Source organism: Mycobacterium sp. NPDC050441 (genome assembly GCF_040655355.1).
Taxonomy (GTDB): domain Bacteria; phylum Actinomycetota; class Actinomycetes; order Mycobacteriales; family Mycobacteriaceae; genus Mycobacterium.
The window spans coordinates 495450-513608 of record NZ_JBFAJS010000006.1 but is presented as its reverse complement, the minus strand read 5'-3'; the positions used below and the strand labels follow the sequence as shown (position 1 = coordinate 513608).

The 18159-nt window shown below is 66.1% G+C and carries 14 protein-coding genes and 2 pseudogenes; 9 read left to right on the top strand and 7 right to left on the bottom strand.

Annotation, left to right across the window (positions count from 1 at the left end; all coding sequences use genetic code 11):
• The 7 genes and pseudogenes from AB0I14_RS20875 to rpmF form a co-directional block, all read right to left on the bottom strand.
• Nucleotides 1–206 (bottom strand): annotated as a pseudogene (locus AB0I14_RS20875) (porin); the annotation flags it as partial.
• A gap of 387 nt (nt 207–593) precedes the next feature.
• The gene (locus AB0I14_RS20870; protein ID WP_358025444.1) at nt 594–752 is read right to left on the bottom strand and encodes a hypothetical protein; all 159 of its coding nucleotides are present in this window, start codon (nt 750–752) and stop codon (nt 594–596) included.
• 146 nt (nt 753–898) lie between these two features.
• Nucleotides 899–1441, bottom strand: coding sequence for a MogA/MoaB family molybdenum cofactor biosynthesis protein (locus AB0I14_RS20865; protein WP_071533432.1), 543 nt, complete (start codon nt 1439–1441; stop codon nt 899–901).
• A 32-nt stretch (nt 1442–1473) separates the two neighbouring features.
• Nucleotides 1474–2874 (bottom strand): trypsin-like peptidase domain-containing protein, encoded by a 1401-nt coding sequence (locus AB0I14_RS20860; RefSeq protein ID WP_358025442.1) that lies wholly within the window; start codon nt 2872–2874, stop codon nt 1474–1476.
• A 194-nt stretch (nt 2875–3068) separates the two neighbouring features.
• A pseudogene (locus tag AB0I14_RS20855) lies at nt 3069–4548 on the bottom strand (HAMP domain-containing sensor histidine kinase).
• Between the two features lie 24 nt (nt 4549–4572).
• Nucleotides 4573–5259 (bottom strand): response regulator transcription factor, encoded by a 687-nt coding sequence (locus AB0I14_RS20850; protein ID WP_358025440.1) that lies wholly within the window; start codon nt 5257–5259, stop codon nt 4573–4575.
• A 145-nt stretch (nt 5260–5404) separates the two neighbouring features.
• On the bottom strand, nt 5405–5578 hold the full coding sequence (gene rpmF, locus AB0I14_RS20845; protein WP_003885704.1) for a 50S ribosomal protein L32: 174 nt from the start codon (nt 5576–5578) through the stop codon (nt 5405–5407).
• 214 nt (nt 5579–5792) lie between these two features.
• Here rpmF and AB0I14_RS20840 point away from each other — a divergent pair, with 214 nt between their 5' ends.
• The 9 genes from AB0I14_RS20840 to AB0I14_RS20800 all read left to right on the top strand — a co-directional run bounded on the left by AB0I14_RS20840 (nt 5793) and on the right by AB0I14_RS20800 (nt 18157).
• Complete coding sequence (locus AB0I14_RS20840) at nt 5793–7499, top strand: acyclic terpene utilization AtuA family protein (protein WP_358025436.1); 1707 nt, start codon at nt 5793–5795, stop codon at nt 7497–7499.
• Nucleotides 7496–8644: an acyl-CoA dehydrogenase family protein gene (locus AB0I14_RS20835; RefSeq protein WP_358025434.1), complete on the top strand. Its 1149-nt coding sequence runs from the start codon at nt 7496–7498 to the stop codon at nt 8642–8644. The genes AB0I14_RS20840 and AB0I14_RS20835 overlap by 4 nt, the downstream gene beginning before the upstream one ends.
• 59 nt (nt 8645–8703) lie before the next feature.
• Complete coding sequence (locus AB0I14_RS20830; RefSeq protein WP_358025521.1) at nt 8704–10236, top strand: acyl-CoA carboxylase subunit beta; 1533 nt, start codon at nt 8704–8706, stop codon at nt 10234–10236.
• 94 nt (nt 10237–10330) lie between these two features.
• Nucleotides 10331–12274, top strand: coding sequence for a biotin carboxylase N-terminal domain-containing protein (locus AB0I14_RS20825; RefSeq protein WP_358025432.1), 1944 nt, complete (start codon nt 10331–10333; stop codon nt 12272–12274).
• Nucleotides 12271–13428, top strand: coding sequence for an acyl-CoA dehydrogenase family protein (locus tag AB0I14_RS20820; RefSeq protein ID WP_358025430.1), 1158 nt, complete (start codon nt 12271–12273; stop codon nt 13426–13428). Before AB0I14_RS20825 ends, AB0I14_RS20820 begins: the two co-directional genes overlap by 4 nt.
• Before the next feature lies 1 nt (nt 13429).
• Nucleotides 13430–14197 (top strand): enoyl-CoA hydratase family protein, encoded by a 768-nt coding sequence (locus AB0I14_RS20815; protein ID WP_358025428.1) that lies wholly within the window; start codon nt 13430–13432, stop codon nt 14195–14197.
• Between the two features lie 56 nt (nt 14198–14253).
• On the top strand, nt 14254–14973 hold the full coding sequence (locus tag AB0I14_RS20810) for a sensor domain-containing protein (RefSeq protein WP_358025426.1): 720 nt from the start codon (nt 14254–14256) through the stop codon (nt 14971–14973).
• Between the two features lie 269 nt (nt 14974–15242).
• Nucleotides 15243–15686: an ester cyclase gene (locus AB0I14_RS20805; RefSeq protein WP_358025424.1), complete on the top strand. Its 444-nt coding sequence runs from the start codon at nt 15243–15245 to the stop codon at nt 15684–15686.
• 407 nt (nt 15687–16093) lie between these two features.
• Nucleotides 16094–18157 (top strand): PE-PPE domain-containing protein, encoded by a 2064-nt coding sequence (locus tag AB0I14_RS20800; RefSeq protein WP_358025422.1) that lies wholly within the window; start codon nt 16094–16096, stop codon nt 18155–18157.
• The last annotated feature ends 2 nt before the right edge of the window (nt 18158–18159 follow it).

Genomic DNA, 18159 nt, shown 5'->3' with positions numbered 1-18159 from the left:
TGGAACCACTCACGGGTCAGCCGGTTGCGGTCCAGCGGGAACACACCGTTGAGGAAGGTGTCCCACTGCTGAACGGTCAGAGTCCGATCCTGACCATCGACCAGGCTCAGTTCATTGTCCAGACCCGCATGAGAAATGCCCGTGCTCGTAAATAGCGCCGCGATGGCTGCAACCATCGCGACCAGCACCCGACTGAATGCCTTCATGTTCTCCCTAGCTATATCGCCGGCGCTCCCGGAGGCCCACCGTTTGTGGTTGGCGTCCCGGCCCCCGCAGACCGTACCGCCGCGCAAGACCAACATGTGATGCGGATTAGGAACTCCACACGTTGCTCTTACTTAATGCTCATCATTGACACGAGGAACATAACGGGAGGGCATCCGGGCGGCAACGCAAGCACATATCCGCAGTGCCGCATACGTTCAATCGATCAAAATTTGCTGAAAACCGGCTGGGAGATGGCGCACAAGGTCACGACGCTGCGACTTGGCCCGCGGGGCAATGCCGTGACGCCGTTCGCCTTGGTAACGAGATGAGGTCCAGACCACGCAGCACAAGTAGGGATTTCCTGCCCTTACAAGCCGCTCACCGATTCATTGATGATGGGGAGGAATGTTGTTCCGCAACCACCGGTCACGGTCGTCATCATCGTCCGGCGAAGCGGTGTCGCGTTCGTCGGGAGCGATGTCCGGGAGGGCCTCGCCGAAGATCTTGTTAACTGCGTGACGGGACATTTTGTTCGCTTCCGGCATCACGATTCCCCTTTGTGACGAAGATCACATTCCCAGTGGGGCGGTATGTAACGCCCGTTAACCTGCTCTTAACCAGCATGAACGGCGGACGCGACATTCGCCAACAAAAGGAAACGGCGGCCGGTGGCCGCCGTTTCGTTTTGCGCTCAGATCTCCAAGCTTGATAACTGGCCTATCACCTGTGCGGCCAGCGGCCCGAGTGTGGCCATACCGTCGCGCACGGCCGCGCGTGACCCGGCGATGTTCACCACCAGAGTGCTGCCCGAGACTCCGCACAGGCCGCGGGACAACCCGGCATCGACGATGCCGGCCGAAAGGCCCGACGCCCGCAACGCCTCCGCGATGCCCAGCAGTTCGCGATCGAGGATGTCGAGGGTGGCCTCCGGCGTCACATCGCGCGGTGTCACCCCCGTCCCGCCCACCGACACCACCAGGTCGACGCCGCCGATCACCGCGGTGTTCAGCGCGTTGCGGATCTCGACTTCGTCCGCGGCCACAACCACGACACCGTCGACGACGAATCCGGCCTCACCCAACAACTCTGTGACCAACGGACCGCTGTGGTCTTCCTCGCCGTGTGCAGTGCGATCGTCCACGACGACGACGAGCGCCCGGCCCACCAACTCCCCTGGCTGTTCCATGCCTGCAACCGTATATCCGGCGGCAGACAACGGTGTAGCCAGACGCAGTGTGGCCATCCCGTCGGGTCCGGTCAGCGTGCTCACTGCTCGGCCCTGCCGAGGGTGACGTCGATGGTCTGCGGCTTGCCGCCCTGGTCAAGGAAGGTCAGCGTGACCTTGTCGCCGGGGGCCTTGGACCGCACCGCGGCCACGAGCGCGTCAGCACTGCCGATCACCCGGTCATCGACCTTGGTGACCACGACACCGCTGGGTAGGCCGGCTGCCGCCGCGGCCCCGCCGTTAGTGACCTCGACGATCTTGGCACCGTCGCTGGTGGTGTCATTGCTGACCTGCACGCCCAGCGAGGCGTGTGAGGCCGTCCCGTTCTGGATCAGTTCATCGGCGATCCGCTTGGCCTGATCCACCGGGATCGCGAAGCCCAGGCCGATCGAGCCGCTCTGCGCCTGCGGCGAATCCCCACCCATGGTGGCGATCGCCGAGTTGATGCCGACGAGCTCGCCGTTCATGTTGACCAGCGCGCCACCGGAATTGCCCGGGTTGATCGCGGCGTCGGTCTGGATGGCATCGAGCACGGTGTTCTGGTTACGGGCGTCGCCACCGGCGGCGACCGGACGGTTCAGCGCGCTGACGATGCCGGTGGTGACGGTGCCTTCCAGGCCCAGCGGTGACCCGACGGCCACCACGTCCTGGCCCACCCGCAGGTTGGCCGACGAGCCGACGGTGATCGGGGTGAGGCCCGAGACGTCTTGCGCGCGCACCACCGCGATGTCACTGCTCGGGTCGGTGCCCACCACGGTGAACGACTTGGTGGTCCCGTCGGAGAACGTCACCTTGGTCTGGGCGCCGGCCGGTGCCGGTGCCCCGCCCGGTACCGGCGCGGGGCCGGGCCCGCCCGGCTTGGCGGCCTGCACGACATGGTTGTTGGTCAGGATGAGGCCGTCGGCGGTGAGGATGATGCCGGAGCCCTCCTCGGATGCGCGGCCCAAGTCGGTCTCGAGCTTGACCACACTCGGCACGACCTTGGCCGCCACCTGCTCCACCGAGCCCGGGGGCAGGGCGGCCGCGGGGACGGTCGGCGCGGCGCCGAGGCCCTGCGTGCCGAGGCGCGGGTGGTCGTCGTGCACGAGGGTGGCGACACCGCCACCGATGCCGGCCGACACCACGGCCACGGCGAGCGCTCCGGCCACTACGCCGGTCCTGGAACGCTTCTTCGCCGGGACGGGCTGCGGGCTGGCCGGAATCCGGTACGGGTCATACGGGGCGCGGTAGGCCTGCTGCGGCGGCTGGTGTTGCTGACTCTGGGGTTGCTGTGGCTGGTGCGACTGCTGCGGCGGCGGCAGCTGTTGCTGCTGCGGTTGTTGACGCGCGTATCGCCAGTCGTACTGCTGCTGCTGGTAAGGATCAGGACGCGCACCGGCGTATCCGGGGGCGCCGGCGGGATGCTGCTCCGGCTGCTGGGGGTACCTCGGGTGGTTCGTCATTGTGCTGCGTGCTCTTCTCTTGTAAAAGGTCCGCCGGCCAGTTACGCCGATCCGGTCCGACCCGTATGTCCAACCCTCGTGTCCGTCACTTCGTCAAACGAAGTCGTGGTCACTCAGGTTGCCCAGATGGGCTGAGAATCCACTTAGAGATTTCTGATCCATCCATGACTGGTCCCCCGACCGACTTAACTGTCTCACTTTTTCTCCGCGCCGACGGTGTGCCCACCACCGACCCGGTGCATGTGTGTCGCATCGGCATTCGAGATCGGCTGCCCCGGCAGCACCATGTGAAACGAAGCCCCCGGCGGGGTGCCGCCCGGCACGGTCTCGTCGATGCGCAATGCGCCGCCGTGCTTGAGCACCACCTGCTGGACGATAGCCAATCCGAGGCCGGATCCCGGCATCGCCCTGGCGGCGTCGGATCGGTAGAACCGCTCGAACACCAGCGCACGTTCCTGCGGAGGGATACCGGGCCCGCGGTCGGAGACCACCAGCTCGGCATGCGTCGGATCGATCTGATTCAACCGGACCCCGACACGTCCGCCGGCCGGACTCCACTTGGCGGCGTTGTCGAGCAGGTTGAGCACGGCACGGCCCAGTCCGGGCGCATCGCCGAACACCTGCCACCCGGTGACGTCGACGTCGAAGTCGATGTCATTGCGGCGCCGCCGGACCCGCTCCAGGCTGCGGTCGACGACCTCGGACATGTCGACCGGCTCCGGGGTGATGCCGCCGGCATCGTCGCGGGTGAGGTCGACGAGGTCGCCGACCAGGGTGGAGAGCTCCTCGATCTGGGCGACCACATCCTGCTGCAGCCCGTCCATCTCGTCCCTGGGCAGCGGCGGCGCCCCGGGCGCCTGCGAGGCCATCAACAGTTCGACGTTGGTGCGCAGCGAGGTCAGCGGGGTTCTCAGCTCGTGCCCGGCGTCGGAGACCAGCCTCGACTGGCGTTCCCGCGATTCGGCCAGCGCCCGCAGCATCATGTTGAACGCCTCGGTGAGCCGCGCCAGCTCATCGCTGCCAACGACCGGGATGGGCCGCAGGTCGTCGGTGCGGGCCACCCGCTCCGCGGCTTCGGTCAGTCTGCCCACCGGTCTGAGCCCGGCTCGGGCCACCGCACCACCGGCCATTGCTGCCACCGCGACTCCGACACCGCCGACGATGAGCAGCACCGTGCCCAGACGTCTCAGCACTTGGACAGTGGGTGCCAGGCTCTTGGAGATCAGCAGCGAGCTGCCGTTGGCCAGGTGCACCGCGAGCACACGCTGGTGGTTGGCGGTGCGCAGGGACATCAGCAGCTCGCCCGAGATGACGTCCTTCTCGGCCGTGCCCAGTGGCAGCATCTGGCCCTGCTGGTTGGCCGTGTAGATCGAGCGGCCGGGGATCACCAGCATCGCGTTGACGTCGGAGTACGCGGTGCCCTCGATCGCCTTGCCGGGATCGGCGGCCAGCGATCCGCTCTCGATGAGCAGGCGGGCGCGGCTGTGCAGCTGGTTGTCCAGGTCGTCATAGAGCGCGCGGGAGACCACGGCGTAGACGGCGACGGCCATCAGCACGACCACCATGGCCACCATCGACATCGCGAGCATCATCACGCGCCAGCGCAATGACAGTGAGCTGGTGTTGCGCAGGTTCACGGCGGCGAGCCGCCCAGAGTCGGTGGCGGTTCGCCAGGTGTTTGCGTTGAGCGCCATCAAATCAGGGGGGCGTTTCGCGCAGCACGTAACCGACGCCGCGCACAGTGTGGATCAACCGGGGCTCGCCTTCGGCCTCGGTCTTGCGGCGCAGGTAGCCGATGTACACCTCGAGGGCGTTGCCTGAGGTCGGGAAGTCGAAACCCCAGACCTCTTCGAGGATGCGGCTACGGGTCAGCACCCGCCGCGGGTTGGCGATCAGCATTTCCAGCAGCGAGAACTCGGTGCGGGTGAGGCTGATCTGACGCTCGCCGCGGGTCACCTCGCGGGTCACCGGGTCCAGGGTCAGGTCTGTGAACGACATCTTCTGCGAATCGGTGCCGTCATCAATGACGGTCCGGCGCAGCAACGCCCGCATCCGCGCCAGCAGCTCCTCGAGCGCAAACGGCTTGGGCAGGTAGTCATCCGCACCGGCGTCCAGCCCGGCGACGCGTTCAGAGACCGAGTCGCGGGCCGTCAGCACCAGGATCGGCAGATCGTCGCCGGTGCTGCGGAGCTGCCGGCACACCTCCAAGCCGTCCAGCCGCGGCATCATCACGTCCAGAACCACAGCGTCAGGCCGGTCATTGGAAATCGCCTCGAGCGCTTCAACCCCATCTTGGGCGAGCTCGACCGAATATCCATTGAAAGAAAGCGACCGGCGCAGGGATTCGCGCACAGCGCGATCGTCGTCAACGACAAGTATGCGCACAGCCCCAGTTTCAACCCGCTGTCTGAGAGTGGGCTGAGAGGCGCGCCGCAAATTCACCACACGTTTTCTGACCCTGAGACGGCCCCGAGCACGACAAAAAGCGCTATCACGAGTGATAGCGCTTTTTGAGGAAGTGTCTGCGGTTCTAGCGCTTGTCGAGGTCGACCAGGCCGAGACGAGCGGCCTTGAGCAGACGGCGCGGCACCTTGTGCTGCTGACCGGCGACATTGACGCCGACGAGACCGGTGGCCTCGGCCTTCCACTGCGCGCGCCGGCTACGGGTGTTCGCGCGCGACATTCTGCGCTTGGGCACAGCCATGACGTGCATCTCCTTGCTTCGGGTTGTTGCCGCGCGAATCGAAATGAGCTCGCCGGCGGCGACGAATAGGTACAGAGTAACGGTTGCGCGCCATCGGTTCCAAAACGGCGGGATCCAAAACGCTGGAGCGATAGGTCAGCCCTTGACGTGGGACCGGCGGTACCCGCTAACCTACCGGTTGGTTGGGTCCCTTTCGGCGTTGACGGGAGTACGTGTGCCACCAGTAGTACGGATCGGCAACTGTTCGGGGTTCTACGGAGACCGGCTCTCCGCGATGCACGACATGCTCACCGATGGTGAGCTGGACTATCTGACCGGCGATTACCTCGCCGAGCTCACCATGCTGATCCTGGCCCGTGACCGGGCCAAGAATCCCGAGCGCGGCTACGCCAAGACCTTCCTGACCCAGTTGGAGCAGTCGCTCGGCCTGGCCCTCGACAAGGGCGTGAAGATCGTGGCCAACGCCGGCGGGCTGAACCCGGCGGGGCTGGCAGCCGCAGTCCGGGCCCTGGCCGAGCGCCTTGGCCTCGACGTCAACGTCGCTCATGTCGAGGGCGACGACCTGGTGGGACGGGCAGCCGAGCTCGGCTTGGGCACTCCCCTGGCCGCCAATGCCTATCTGGGCGCCTGGGGCATCGTCGACTGCCTGAATTCCGGCGCCGACGTCGTGGTCACCGGCCGGGTGACGGACGCCTCGGTGATCGTCGGGCCCGCGGCCGCGCACTTCGGCTGGTCGGCCACTGACTACGACGCGCTGGCGGGCGCGGTGGCCGCCGGCCACGTGATCGAGTGCGGCACCCAGGCCACCGGTGGCAATTACTCCTTCTTTGGAGAGATTCCCGATCTGGCCCGCCCCGGCTTCCCGATCGCCGAGATCTCCGCCGACGGCTCCTCGGTGATCACCAAACATGCGGGCACCGGCGGGCAGGTCAGCGTCGGCACGGTCACCGCACAGCTGCTCTACGAGATCACCGGCGCCCGCTACGCCAATCCCGACGTGACGCTGCGCGTCGACTCGCTGCAGTTGAGCCAGGAGGGCCCCGATGGCTCCGACCGGGTTCGGATTTCCAACGTGACCGGTGAGGCCCCGCCCCCGACGTTGAAGGTGTCGTGCAACAGCATCGGCGGGTTCCGCAACGCCGCCACGTTCGTATTGACCGGCCTGGACATCGAAGCCAAGGCGCAGCTCGTGCGCAGCCAGTTGGAGGCCGGCCTGAAAGTCCGTCCGGCCGAACTGGATTGGACGCTGGCCCGCACAGATCATCCGGATGCCGATACCGAGGAGGCCGCCAGCGCCCTGCTGCACTGCGTGGTCCGGGACCCGGATCCCAACCTGGTCGGGCGCCAATTCTCCTCGGCGGGAGTGGAACTCGCGCTGGCGAGCTACCCGGGATTCACCACTACCGCACCCCCGGGTGAAGGTCAGATATATGGAGTGTTCGTACCTGGCTACGTCGACGCCACCGAGGTGCCGCACGTCGCCGTGCATGCCGATGGCACCCGGATCGGTATCGCGCCCGCGACCGACACCCTCGACCTGGCCCCGGTTTCCGACCCGGTGATGCCCGAGGCACTCCCGGCCGGTTCCACTCGGCGCGCCGCGCTCGGCACGATCGCCGGCGCCCGCAGCGGCGACAAGGGCGGGTCGGCCAACGTCGGGGTGTGGGTACGCACTGACGAGGCGTGGCGCTGGCTGGCCCACACGCTGACCGTCGACAAACTTCGCGAATTACTGCCCGAGACAGCCGATCTGCCGGTCACCCGGCACGTGCTGCCGAATCTGCGGGCCGTCAACTTTGTGATCGAAGGCATTCTCGGCAAGGGCGTCGCGTATCAAGCCCGGTTCGATCCGCAGGCCAAGGGGCTGGGCGAATGGTTGCGCAGCCGTCATCTCGATATCCCGGAGGAACTCATCAAGTGAGCATCTGGACTTCGCCCGAGCGTGAGGCATTGCGCAAGACCGTGCGCAGTTTCGCCGATCGCGAGGTGCTGCCCCACGCCGACGAGTGGGAGCGCACCGGCGAGCTACCGCGCGAACTGCACCGCAAGGCCGGCGAGGCCGGCCTGCTCGGGGCCAATTTCCCCGAGTCGGTCGGCGGTGGCGGCGGTGACGGCGCCGACGCGGTGATCATCTGCGAGGAAATGCATTACGCGGGTTCACCCGGCGGCGTATTCGCCTCGTTGTTCACCTGCGGCATCGCGGTGCCGCACATGATCGCCTCGGGCGATGAGCGCCTGATCGAGACGTATGTGAAGCCCACGCTGCGTGGGGATCTCATCGGATCGTTGGCCATCACCGAACCCGGTGGCGGCTCCGACGTCGGGCACCTCACCACGAAGGCCGCCCGCGATGGCGATGATTACATCCTCAACGGCGCCAAGACCTACATCACCTCGGGTGTGCGGGCCGATTACGTCGTCACCGCGTCCCGCACCGGCGGTCCGGGCGCGGCGGGCGTCTCGCTGATCGTGGTGGACAAGAACACTCCCGGGTTCGAGGTGAGCCGCAAGCTCGACAAGATGGGTTGGCGATCGAGCGATACCGCCGAGCTGTCCTACACCGATGTGCGGGTGCCGGTGGCCAACCTGATCGGGGCCGAGAACTCCGGCTTCCTGCAGATCGCCGCGGCATTCGTGTCCGAGCGGGTCGGGCTGGCCGTGCAGGCCTATGCCAGCGCGCAGCGCTGCCTGGATCTGACCGTCGAGTGGTGCCGTAACCGGGAGACCTTCGGCAAGCCGCTGATCGCCCGGCAGTCGGTGCAGAACACGTTGGCCGAGATGGCCCGGCGGATCGACGTGGCCCGGATCTACACGCGCCATGTGGTCGAGCGGCAGCTTGCGGGCGAGACGAATCTGATCACCGAGGTGTGCTTCGCCAAGAACACCGCCGTCGAGACCGGTGAGTGGGTGGCGAATCAAGCCGTCCAGTTGTTCGGCGGTATGGGCTACATGGCCGAGTCCGAGGTCGAGCGTCAGTACCGTGACATGCGCATCCTGGGTATCGGCGGTGGCACCACCGAGATCCTGACCTCGTTGGCCGCAAAGACATTGGGGTTCCAGTCGTGACCACTCTGAAGTCCACCATCGATCCCCGCTCCCCCGGGTTCACCGAGGCCGCCGAGGCGATGGCGACCAAGCTCACCGAACTCGACACCGAGCACGCCAAAGCCGTGGCCGGTGGCGGGCCCAAGTATGTCGACCGCCATCACGGCCGCGGCAAGCTCACCGCCCGCGAGCGCGTCGAGCTGCTGCTGGATCCGGACGCACCGTTCCTGGAGCTGAGCCCGCTGGCCGCCTGGGGCAGCGATTTCACCGTGGGCGCCAGCGTCGTCTGCGGTATCGGCGCCGTCGAAGGTGTCGAGTGCCTGATCGTCGCGAATGATCCGACGGTCAAGGGCGGCACCAGCAACCCGTGGACGCTCAAGAAGATCCTGCGCGCCAACCAGATCGCGATGGAGAACCGGCTACCGGTGGTCTCCCTGGTCGAGTCCGGTGGCGCCGATCTGCCGACGCAGAAGGAGATCTTCATCCCGGGCGGGCAGATGTTCCGCGACCTGACCCGGCTGTCGGCGGCCGGCATCCCGACCGTCGCTTTGGTGTTCGGCAACTCGACCGCCGGCGGCGCGTATGTGCCGGGCATGTCCGATCACGTGGTGATGATCAAGGAACGCTCCAAGGTGTTCCTGGCCGGTCCGCCGCTGGTCAAGATGGCCACCGGTGAGGAGTCCGACGACGAGTCGCTGGGCGGTGCCGAGATGCACGCCCGCACTTCGGGTCTGGCCGACTACCTGGCCAACGATGAACTCGATGCCATCCGGATCGGCCGGCGCATCGTGGCCCGACTGAACTGGCGCAAGGAGGGACCCGTCCCCGCGCCGGTGGTCGAGCCGCTCTTCGATCCGGATGAGCTCATCGGCATCGTGCCCGCCGATCTGCGTATCCCGTTCGACCCGCGCGACGTGATCGCCCGCATCGTCGACGGCTCGGATTTCGACGAGTTCAAGCCGCTGTACGGGTCGTCGCTGGTGACGGGATGGGCCACGCTGTACGGCTACCCGATCGGCATCCTGGCCAACGCCCGCGGCGTGCTGTTCAGCGAGGAGTCGCAGAAGGCCACCCAGTTCATCCAGCTGGCCAACCGTTCCGACACCCCACTTCTGTTCCTGCACAACACCACCGGCTACATGGTGGGCAAGCAGTACGAAGAGGGCGGCATGATCAAGCACGGCTCGATGATGATCAATGCCGTGTCCAATTCGACGGTGCCGCACATCTCGCTGCTGCTCGGCGCCTCCTACGGTGCAGGCCACTACGGCATGTGCGGACGCGCGTATGACCCGCGATTCCTGTTCGCCTGGCCGTCGTCCAAGTCCGCCGTGATGGGCGGCACCCAGCTTGCCGGGGTGCTCTCGATCGTCAGCCGCGCCGCCGCCGAGGCCCGCGGCCAGGCGGTCGACGAGGCCGCCGACGCCGCGCTGCGCGCCGCCGTCGAGGCACAGATCGAGGCCGAGTCGCTGCCGATGTTCCTGTCCGGCCGGCTGTACGACGACGGGGTGATCGATCCCCGGGATACCCGAACCGTGCTCGGAATGTGCTTGTCCGCCATCGCCAATGGCCCGATCGAGGGGACGTCGAACTTCGGCGTCTTCAGGATGTGAGGCGCGTCATGACTATCTTGCGCACCGAGACTACGCATTCTGACGAATTTCGGCCGAAATCCATCACAAACCGTATTGCCGACGGAGAAACGAAATGAAAACAGTCCTCGTCGCCAATCGCGGCGAGATCGCCCGCAGGGTCTTCGAGACCTGCCGCCGCCTGGGTATCGGTACCGTCGCGGTCTACACCGATCCTGACGCCGGTTCCCCACATGTCGCCGAGGCCGACGCCCGGGTGCGTCTGGAGGGCAACAACGGCTACCTCGATTCCGCCCAGATCATCGCCGCGGCCCGGGCCTCCGGTGCCGATGCGATCCACCCCGGTTACGGGTTCCTCTCGGAGAACCCCGATTTCGCCGCCGCCGTGATCGATGCCGGGCTGACATGGATCGGTCCGCCGGTGAAGGCCGTGCAGGCCATGGGCTCCAAGATCGAGGCCAAGAAGATGATGGCCGCGGCCGGCGTTCCGGTGCTGGCCGAACTCGATCCGTCCACCGTGACGGCCGATCAACTGCCGGTCCTGGTGAAGGCATCCGCCGGCGGCGGTGGCCGCGGCATGCGCGTCGTGCGTGAACTGGCGGATCTGCCAACCGAAGTGGCCGCAGCCCAGCGTGAGGCACAGTCGGCGTTCGGCGACCCGACCGTGTTCTGTGAGCGCTACCTGGCCGCCGGTCACCACGTCGAGGTGCAGGTGCTGGCCGATCAGCACGACACGGTGTGGGCGGTCGGCGAGCGCGAGTGCTCCATCCAGCGTCGCCACCAGAAGGTCATCGAGGAGGCCCCCTCTCCCCTCGTCGAGCGCACCCCGGGTATGCGGGAGAAGTTGTTCGACGCGGCCCGCCTGGCCGCGGAGGCGATCGGCTACGCCGGTGCCGGCACGGTCGAGTTCATGGCGGACGAGAAGGGCGACTTCTACTTCCTGGAGATGAATACCCGCCTGCAGGTGGAGCATCCGGTCACCGAGGCCACCACAGGCCTCGATCTGGTCGAGCTCCAGATCGCAGTTGCCGACGGCGGCCGGCTCGACGCCGAGCCTCCGGCCTCGCACGGTTCGGCCATCGAAGTCCGCCTCTACGCCGAAGATCCGGCCAAGGGCTGGCAGCCGCAGGCCGGCACTGTGCATCGGTTCGACGTACCCGGGCAGGTCCGCGTCGACACCGGTATCGAGGACGGCTCGGTGGTGTCGATCTTCTACGACCCGATGCTGGCCAAGGTCATCTCGTACGCCCCGACCCGCCGTCAGGCCGCGACCGTGCTCGCCGACGCGTTGGCCCGCACCCGGATTCACGGACTGCGCACCAACCGCGATCTGCTGGTCAATGTGCTGAGACATCCGGCGTTCCTGGACGGGGCCACCGACACGGCGTTCTTCGACACGCACGGCCTCGACGTCCTGGCTGCCCCCCTGGCAGATGCCGGAGTGGTGACGCTTTCGGCGATCGCCGCCGCCCTGGCCGGCGCCGCTCACAACCGCGGCAGCGCACGGGTTTTCGCTGCCGCACCGAGCGGCTGGCGCAATCTGCCCTCGGGATACCAGTCCCGGACCTACCGCGATGCCGCGGGCGAGGACGTCCCGGTGCGCTACCGGTTCACCCGCGCCGGAGTCGAGTTGCCCGACGACGACGGCGTTTCCCTGGTGTCGGCGACACCGGACCGCGTGGTGCTGGCCATCAACGGCGTTGAGCGTGCGTTCGACGTGGCGACGTACGGCGATCAGGTGTTCGTCGACTCGCCGCTGGGCCCCGTACAGCTCAATGCGCTACCCCGCTTCCCTGATCCCGACGATGCGGTGGCGCACGGCTCACTGCTGGCGCCGATGCCCGGTTCGGTGGTGCGAGTCGGCGCCTCCGTCGGCGATACCGTCACCGCCGGACAACCCCTGATCTGGCTGGAAGCCATGAAGATGGAGCACACCATCGCCGCCCCCGAAGACGGGGTGCTCGCCGAACTCAATGTCGCCGCAGGCCAGCAGGTCGAGGTCGGCGCTACGCTAGCCCGCTTGGAAATCGGCGCAACCACTGAAGGAGAACAGTCATGAGCTTCATCGAGACCGAGGAACAGAAGGCATTGCGCCAGGCGGTCGCCGCGATGGCCGCCAACTACGGGCAGGACTACTACCTGGAGAAGGCCCGCTCCGGTCAACACACCACTGAATTGTGGAACGAGGCAGGCAAACTCGGCTTCATCGGGGTGAACCTGCCCGAGGAGTACGGCGGCGGCGGCGCCGGCATGTACGAGCTGTCCATGGTGATGGAGGAGATGTCGGCGGCCGGGTCGGCGCTGCTGATGATGGTCGTCTCCCCCGCGATCAACGGCACGATCATCTCCAAGTTCGGCACCGAGGAACAGAAGAAGCGCTGGATCCCCGGTATCGCCGACGGGTCGATCACCATGGCCTTCGCGATCACCGAGCCGGATGCGGGTTCCAACAGCCACCGCATCACCACCACCGCGCGCCGCGACGGCAGCGACTGGATCCTCAAGGGCCAGAAGACGTTCATCTCCGGCATCGATCAGGCGCAGGCCGTGCTCGTCGTCGGACGCACCGAGGACCACAAGACCGGAAATCTCAAGCCCGCGCTGTTCGTCATCCCGACCGACACTCCGGGCCTGAGCTGGACCAAGATCGAGATGGAGATCGTCAGCCCGGAGAGCCAGTTCCAGGTGTTCCTCGACGACGTCCGGCTGCCTGCCGATGCGTTGGTCGGTTCGGAAGATGCCGCGATCGCGCAGCTGTTCGCGGGGCTGAACCCCGAACGCATCATGGGCGCAGCCAGCGCGGTGGGTGTGGGCCGGTTCGCGATCAACAAGGCGGTCGACTATGTGAAGACCCGCCAGGTATGGAAAGTGCCGATCGGCTCGCACCAGGGTCTGTCACATCCGCTGGCGCAGAACCACATCGAGGTGGAGCTGGCCAAGTTGATGATGCAGAAGGCCGCGACGCTGTATGACGCCGGCGACGACTTCGGCGCCGCCGAGGCAGCCAACATGGCCAAGTACGCGGCAGGTGAGGCGTCGGTGCGGGCGGTCGATCAGGCCGTGCAGTCCCTCGGCGGCAACGGCCTGACCAAGGAGTACGGCATCGCCGCTGCGGTGACTGCGTCGAAGCTGGCCCGGATCGCGCCGGTGAGCCGCGAGATGATCCTGAACTTCGTCGCACAGACCTCACTGGGCCTCCCCCGGTCGTACTGACATGACGACCCTGGTCCACTACACGGTCAAGGGCAGCGTCGCGCGGTTGACGCTGGACTCCCCGCACAACCGCAACGCGCTGTCCACGGCTCTGGTCGAGCAGTTGCTCCAGGGCTTCTCGGATGCCGCCGACGAACCCGGGGTCCGGGTGGTGGTACTCGGACACACCGGTGGGACCTTCTGCGCGGGAGCAGATCTCAGCGAGGCTGCCGGTCAGGATCCCGGTGACATCGCGGTGGACCGGGCCCGGGAGATGACCAAGCTGCTGCGGGCCATCTTGGAGCTGCCGTTGCCGGTGATCGGCGCGATCGAGGGACACGTGCGGGCCGGCGGGATGGGGCTGATCGGTGCGTGCGATCTCGTCGTCGCCGGTGCGCAGAGTACGTTCGCGCTGACCGAGGCACGTATCGGCGTTGCGCCGTCGATCATTTCGCTGACGCTGTTGCCGAAGATGTCGCCGCGGGCAGCAGGACGTTACTTCGTCACCGGTGAGAAGTTCGGCGCCGCCGAGGCGGCCGAGATCGGACTGATCACGCAGGCTGCTGACGACGTCGAATCCGCGGTGGCCGCGCTGGCGGGTGAGATCGCGAAGGGTTCACCGCAGGGGCTGGCCACGTCGAAGGCGCTGACGACGGCTTCGATCCTGCGTCGGTTCGATCGTGACGCTGAAGATCTGACCCGGCTGTCGGCACGGTTGTTCGTCTCCGATGAGGCACGCGAGGGCATGATGGCGTTCCTGCAGAAGCGCCCGCCGAGCTGGGCGGGCTAGCGGCACCACCCGTCACCCACTCCAGAATCCGCAACCTCCGCACTATTGTCAGTTCGATGACGCGAGTCCGGCTGATCACCGCGGTGACGCTATTTGCCGTGCAGCTGACGGGGTGTTCAACCGCGATCGCGGGCAACGCGATGAAGGCCCAGCCCAGCCCGGTTGAGCGTGGGATGCCGACCCTCCCCGAGTTGGGGCAGACCCTAGGCGAGTCTGTGCAGGTGACCTCGCCGATCCAGGTCGGTGGCATCGAGGTGCTGAGGGGCGACCCGGAAAACATCTCGCCCGCTGAATGTGCAGCGCTCACCCACGCCAGAATCCGCTTTGTGTATCAGCATGTTCCGGCCGGTGCCGCCGCCACCGGTATCTGGGAATCACCAAAGGATGCCCGCAGTGCTCGGTCTGTCACGGTGTCGATCGCCGTCATCGACGTGGACACACCAGACGATGCACGTGCCTGGTACCGCGACACCGCTCCACAGTGGCAATCATGTCGGGGCAAGACCGTGACCCAGCCGATGGACGCTATAACCCTCAGCGACAAGGTCATCCAGGCTGACGACGCAGACGGGTTCTTGACGGCCAACCTGGTGGTGTCGACAACAGACGGCATCATCACACCGATGCCGCTACAGCGCGCCGTCACCACGGCGTCCCACTACATCGTGGATGTCGATGTCCTCGGCACCGCAGCAGCAGGCGACACGGCTTCGAACGCCGACACCGCAGTCGCTGTCGCGCGCCTCGTCGCCAAAAAGCTCACTTCGGCCGGATAGGCGCGGACCGCGCAGCGCAATGGCGCGGTCCTGACGCTCCGCGCGCCGCCCCGGCCCGTCGGCGCCGGACCGAATCCCAGGGCAAAATCTGCGGCACCGGTCGACACCTCCGCGGCAGACGCAGCAGCTCAGACATTGCGCGCGAAGTTGACGGTAATTGCCTGTGACAGCAAACGCTGCGGCGTCTCTGTCGCATTGCTGATCGCGGTTCTACCGTTTCTTGTGCGGACGTCCTCTGCCGTGCGGTTTCCCCATGAAAGGCCGGAATCATGGCCGATGATCAGAACAAGGCGATTTCCCGACGCATCTGGGAGGTATTTGCCTCCGGCGACCTCAGCGAGCTGGACGATCTCGTCGCTCCGGGTGCCGCCTTCCACGACACCCAGGATCCGTTCGGCGACCAGCGCGGCCCCCAACACATGAAAAGCCTCATGGGGATGTATCGGACGTCTTTCTCCAACATGCGATTTGACGTCAAGATGCAGATCGCCGAAGGCGATCATGTCTGCACGATGATCGAGGCACAGGGCGACAACACCGGCGAGATCATGGGCCAGCCCGCCACCGGCAAGCACAGCCGGATCAACCTGACCAATGTCGACCGGATCGAAGACGGCAAGATCGCCGAAAGCTGGGTCACCTGGGACACCCTGGGCATGTTGCAGCAGCTCGGCCTGATACCGGCTGGGGCACAACAGAAGGCACCCGCTTGAGCTAATTGTCCGGTGGGTCCGGGGCCGGCCGCGGCCCTGGACCCACCACCTCCGATGCTCGAAGTTGTCCGCGTGGGCAACGCGATGAAGGCTGTCCACGACAGCGCGAGCACCTTCCAGGCCCCATAGTCCGCCGGTGGTTGCTGACGAACCAACGTCGCGCCACCCGTGACTTCACCATTTGTTCGAGGGCCTCATAAGTTTGCTAGACGAGCACCCATTTCTCGGTGCAGGTGGGGGCCTAGATGCGGCTGCGATCAACGCGGTCGAAGTTCTCAGGTTCGCTGCCGGATCGCCCAACTCAGACGCAATTTGGACGCCTGCGCAAATTTGCAACGTGCCAAAAATACGTTGCTACAGTGTGCGAGCACTGTAGGCCACATCACACTCCAAAGGCGGCGCGCTTGATGTCACAGCCCACCTCTCCCCGTCTGCACAAAGCGAAGGCAGCAGCCACCGCGGCGGCGATCGTCGCGACTACGGCGGCGCTGACCGCCGGCGTCGCCTCTTCCGCGCCGGAGGCGCTGGCGGCCCACAACCGCAGTGTGCAAGCGGATGTCGAGCTGACCGCGTCCTCCGACATCGGCAAGATCCCCGACATCGTCGGGATCTACGGGGTGGGTCCGATCTTCTGGACCGCGCAAGCCCTCGGCATCACGCCCGAGAACGTGATCAAGGCCGCCGGCGGCTTGACCGGCAATACCGCGTTGGCCGACACCGTCATTGGGCTGCTGAACCTGCTCGACGCCGTTTCACCGATCGAGGCCGGGGTCAAGGGCCCGATGCCCGATGACGTCTACAACGCGGTCAACGGGCTGGACTACACCCTCACCGGCCTCGCCAAGATGTTCGGCCTCGACGGGGTGCCCTTTATCAACCAAACCCTCGCGGGACTGGTCAAACAGTGGCCGATCCTGAATCAGCGCCGCTCCATCATTCTCTCGGAGAGCCTGGGCGGGCTCACCACGTCGCTGGCCTACCGCGACATGATCAATGCGGTGCAGTCCAACGACCCGAACTGGGGCGATGGGGTCACCGGCCAGTGGCTGATTTTCGTCAACAACCCCAGCCGCCCCGGCGGGGGATTGTTCGCGCTGGCAACACCTTTCACCAACCTGTTCGGGCTCGATCTCACGACGCCGGATGCGGGCAGCTACACCAACGAGGACGCCAACGGCGGCAAGATCACCAAGGTTCTCAACACCTCGATCCTCGACATCACCTGGGCCTACAATCCGCTCTCGGATGTGCCCACCACGCTGAGCCCACTTGCCTGGGCGAACTCGGCTGCGGCCGGAGTGTTCCTCACCTACCTCCTGCCCGACGAGGGCAACAACATCGGCAGCCACGTCCTGCCGAATTTGATCGGCGGTATCGCTGACGGCGTGAAGGTGATGATCGACCCGACCGGCGGCCAAGGCGTGCAGATGATCCCGGTCATCGGCGACTTGCTGAAGCTCTTCAACGTGAACTTCCTCGACTTCCCCGGCAAGGCCACGTACATCACCTACGATTCAGGCAATCTCCCGTTGCTCGAGCCGTTCCGGATGGTTCCGCATCTGGCCAATCTCGTTCCGGGCGTTCATATCCCGACCCCATTGACCGACAGCGTCGAAGACGCGCTGCGCAAAATGGTGAACATGGGGTACCAGGACGTCAACCCCGCGAACCTGGAACGCACCTTCGCCGAAGCCGGCGACCAGGCCTACCTATGGCATTCCCCGCTCACCCCGACGCAGCAGCTGGCGGCCAATGAGATCGTGTTCGACGCGCTGATCGACGGTATTCAGGCCCACGCCCTGAACCCGGATGCCTGGGTCCCGGCACTGCCGGGGGCGGACTTCAAACCGATCGTGAAGAACGCCGTGTCGGTGGCAGTCGCCAAGGCCTTGTCTGACGCCTTGGAGGCCGTGCAGAAGGGTGCCGACCCGGTCTTCGATGCCGTCGAGAAGGGCCTGGCCCCGGTCACCCATGCGCTCGATGACGCGAATGCTCAGATGGAGGCCGCCATCGACAGCATGCTGAAGGTCAACGGATCCACGGCCGACAAGCAGTCCGCCAAGAAGTCCCTCACCTCGGCCCCATCGGGCGACGGCCTGCTCAAGACTCTGAGCCTCGAGGCGCCCACCGCCGGTCAAGAAGGCACCGACAACACCGACGCCAAGCCGACTCCGGCCAAGGACGTCCTCAAGGCCTTTGGGGTGGACAAGGACTCGCTGAAGGCCAAGGCCAAGGCGCGCCATGCCGCCGACGCGAAGGACCCGGTCAAGAAGACCGTCCAAGAGACGGTCGCCAAGGTGCGCGACGCGGTCGACAGTGCCGCCAAGGACGTCAAAGACTCCGTCGATAACGCGGCGAAGGACATGAAGGACGCCACCAGCGGCAAGAAGGATACGAACAAGGCGAAGAAGCCCACGACCAAGAAGGTCAAGGCCGAGAAGAAGGAGAAGTCGGCCAACGCGGCCGCCTAATT